General features: G+C 35.0%; 2 protein-coding genes. One reads left to right on the forward strand and one right to left on the reverse strand.

All coding sequences use genetic code 11. From position 1 onward, the window contains the following. The coding region (locus AB8B90_RS06625) for an immunoglobulin-like domain-containing protein (protein WP_405334955.1) at positions 1-3,429 on the forward strand (3,429 nt) is incomplete at its 5' end. Positions 3,430-3,583: 154 nt separating this feature from the next. Here the strand turns inward: AB8B90_RS06625 and AB8B90_RS06630 are convergent. Further along, a partial coding sequence (locus AB8B90_RS06630; RefSeq protein ID WP_405334957.1) for a 3'-5' exonuclease occupies positions 3,584-4,232 on the reverse strand: 649 nt, incomplete at its 5' end.

The raw sequence follows: 4,232 nt of genomic DNA on the forward strand, positions 1-4,232 counted from the left end.
GAAGTAGATAGAACATTAAATTTTAGATTTACAGTAAGAGATAATAGGGCGGGCGGAGCTACGAATAACAGTGATAATATGATTGTCGTTGTAGAAGATGCTGCAGGACCTTTTGTTGTGAATTCACCAAATACAAATGTAATATGGAATGTAGGCTCATCTCAAGCAGTAACTTGGGATGTCGCAGGGACAACAGCAAACGGTATAAATGCAGCAAACGTAGATATTTTCTTATCTACAGATGGAGGAGATACATACACAGTTTCATTAGCTTCTGGAGTTACTAATGATGGATCACATGATATTGTTGTTCCTAATAATCAAGGTAATCAAAATAGAATAATGGTAAGAGGATCTAATAATATCTTCTTCGATATTTCAAATTCAAACTTTACTATTGGAGCACCAGTGGTATGTAATGCAGATGTACCTACTGGATTGGCTGCATCAAATATTTCAACAACTTCGGCAACTTTAAGTTGGGCTGCTGTACCAGGAGCAAGTTATGATTTAAGATATCGTGAGCTTGGTGCATCTTCTTGGATTACTTCATCTGTAAATGGAATATCTTTTAACATTACTGGATTAACAGCATTAACTCAATATGAATCTCAAGTAAGGAGCAAATGTTCTGTCGGAAGTAATTCTGCTTACAGTAGTTCAGTAAACTTTACCACGACAGACGTTCAATTAAATTATTGTAATGCTGCAAGTACAAATACAAACGATGAATATATCAGCAGAGTTCAATTAAATACAATTGATAATACTTCAGGACCTCAGTTTTATTCAGATTTTACCAGTATTTCTACAACCTTAACTAAGGATGCTCAATATACAATTACTGTAACACCTACTTGGACTGGTACAGTTTATAATGAAGCATATGGAGTTTGGATTGATTACAACAGAGATGGTGATTTTACTGATGCTAATGAGCAAGTGTTTTCGCAAGGTAATACTCAAGCGACCTCTGTTACTGGAAGTTTTACAATTCCTTCAGGTGCTATAGAAAACACAACAAGAATGCGAGTTATTATGCGATATAATCAAGTTCCAGGTCCATGTGATAATTTTACCTATGGAGAAGTTGAAGATTATTCTGTAGTGATTGAAGGTTCTGGACCTGATCTCGAAGCTCCTGTTATTTCATTAAATGGTGCTTCTACAGTAAATTTAAATGTAGGAGATTCGTACTCAGAAATAGGAGCCACAGCGACTGATAATGTTGATGGAAATTTAACTTCAAGTATTGTTATTGGTGGTGATACCGTAAATACAAGTTTAGGAGGAACATATGTAGTAACTTATAATGTTAGTGATGCTGCAGGAAATGCTGCTAATGAAGTAACTCGAACAGTAAATGTAATTCCTGATACTACAGCTCCTGTGATTACACTTATAGGTTCATCAAATATCAGTTTAGAACTTGGTAATTCTTATTCAGATCAAGGTGCTACGGCATCAGATAATATTGATGGTAATTTAACATCTAGTATTGTTGTTGGTGGAGATATTATAGACACAAATACAGTTGGATCGTATACTATTACCTATAATGTTAGTGATGCTGCAGGAAATGCTGCTACTGAAGTTACTAGAACCGTTACTGTAAATCCCGATACAACAGCTCCTGTAATTACATTAATTGGAGCATCGACAATTAGCTTAAATGTTGGAGATACTTATAGCGAGCAAGGTGCAACAGCTTCAGATAATTTAGACGGAAACTTAACATCTAACATTGTGATTTCAGGTACTGTTAATACAGCTACTGCTGGGACGTACTTTGTTAATTATAATGTAAGCGATTCATCAGGGAATAATGCAAATCAGGTTACTCGTACTGTAAATATAGTTGCAGATACCACAGCTCCAGTAATTACATTAATTGGAGCATCGACAATTAGCTTAAATGTTGGAGATACTTATAACGAACAAGGAGCAACAGCAACAGATAACATTGATGGAAACTTAACCTCAAGTATTGTCACCGTAGGTAACGTAAACACAGTAGCTTCTGGAATTTATAATATTACATACAATGTTTCTGATGCAGCAGGAAATGATGCTATAGAAGTTGTTAGAACAGTAAACGTTTTAGAGCCTTCAACTGGCTGTTCAGGTGGTATTGATATCTATCCTTATTCAGAAGGTTTCGAAAGTAATTTTGGAGGTTGGACACAGTCTTCTGCAGATGATATTAATTGGACTAGAGATGCTAATGGAACTCCTTCAAACGGAACAGGGCCATCAAGTGCAACCGAAGGTTCTTTTTATGTATATGTTGAAGCTTCTGGAAATGGTACTGGGTATCCAACAAAACAAGCTATTTTAAACTCACCTTGTTTCAATTTATCAAGCTTAACTGAAGCGACATTAAGCTTTTCATATCACCAATTTGGTTCTGCTAATATGGGAAGTATTGATTTAGAAGTTAGTGATGATGATGGAGCAAGCTGGTCATCAATTTGGAACAGTTCAGGAAACCTAGGAAATTCTTGGCAAACTGCTAATGTGAATCTTAACGCTTATGTTGGTGGAAGCATCCAGTTGAGATTTAATAGAATAACTGGTAGCACATGGCAGGCTGACATAGCTATTGATGATGTGAGTTTATCAGAAGGTGAAGTTATTGTTTCTGGTTGTTCAGGAGGAATCACTGCTTATCCTTACGCTGAAAGTTTCGAAAGCAATTTTGGAGGATGGACACAGTCTGGTGCTGATGATTTAAATTGGACAAGAGACGCAAATGGTACGCCTTCAAATGGGACAGGACCTTCAAATGCAACTCAAGGTAATTTCTACATATTTGTTGAAGCTTCAGGAAATAATACTGGGTATCCAACAAAACGAGCAATATTAAATTCACCATGTTTTGATTTAAGTTCTCAATCTTCAGCAACATTCAGTTTTGATTATCATCAATTTGGAGCAAATAATATGGGTACGATAGCTTTAGAAGCTAGTAATGATGATGGCGCAAGTTGGTCGTCAATTTGGAATAGTTCAGGGAACTTAGGGAATTCATGGCAATCGGCAAATGTTAATTTATCAGCGTATGTTGGTGGTAGCGTCCAACTGCGTTTTAACAGAGTAACTGGAAATACTTGGCAAGCAGATATCGCTATTGATAATATTAACTTGACATCTGCTTCATCTGCTAGAGGAGATGAGGTTTCTGTTTCTCCTATAATTAGTGTAAAAGAAATTAAGTTACACCCAAATCCAGTAAAGGGGAATGTATTAAATATTAGCACAACTTATACTAATGTGAGTTTTGAAATTTATAATTCCATTGGACAAATTGTAACTCGAGGTAAACTTAATGGAAATGTAATTGACGTAAGTACTCTAGATGGTGGAATCTATCAAATTATCTTTACAACACATGAAGAAACTATGATTAAACGATTTATTAAACAATAACTAACTAATTTTTAACCCTAAAAAGCTCAGATGTTATGTCTGGGCTTTTTTTATTTGGGCAAATTTCAAGATAAGCTTGAAAACAGGCTTTCACGACTCAATCTTTTTTTTCAAAAAAGGATTTCAAACACATCGTTCAATCCTTTTTGCGAGCTTAAATATGGATAATTTCATTCTCATGAAGCAGTTCATCACCTCGTAATCTCAAGAAGATTTGAGCAACAGCTATGGTGTCTTTTTCACAATACGTGATGATACGATCTATATCATTTTCTTTATAATAAACGCTGTAAACTTCACTTCCATCAATATCATCTTTTGGTGATGGTACTCCTAAAACATTAGTTAGTAATTTTAAAGATGTATATGTTTTATAGTCTCCAAACTTCCATAGTTCTAAGGTATCGAGATGTGGCACTTCCCATGGTTTTTTTCCGAAGAGATTTAATTTATAAGGCAATTCTATGTTATGAATAATCATTCGCCTAGCGATATATGGAAAATCAAATTCTTTACCATTATGGGCACAGAGTAAATGTTTTGTCTGGCTAAAATGTGAGATTAAAAGATTTTTGAAATCTTTAAGGATTTTAATTTCATCACCATAAAAAGAGGTAACTCTAAACGTTCTAACCTCGCCTTGATACGTAAAATAACCAACTGAAATACAAACGATTTTTCCAAATTCAGCCCAAATACCAGCTCTGTCATAAAACTCTTCTGGAGTATAATCCTCTTTTCTTTGGTATTGCGATTTTAGTTCCCAAAGCTGTTGTTTTGTAGCATCTAAATCTGAGAAATTT

Origin of the sequence: Psychroserpens sp. (assembly GCF_045105015.1) — a bacterium.
Taxonomy (GTDB): Bacteria; Bacteroidota; Bacteroidia; order Flavobacteriales; family Flavobacteriaceae; genus Psychroserpens.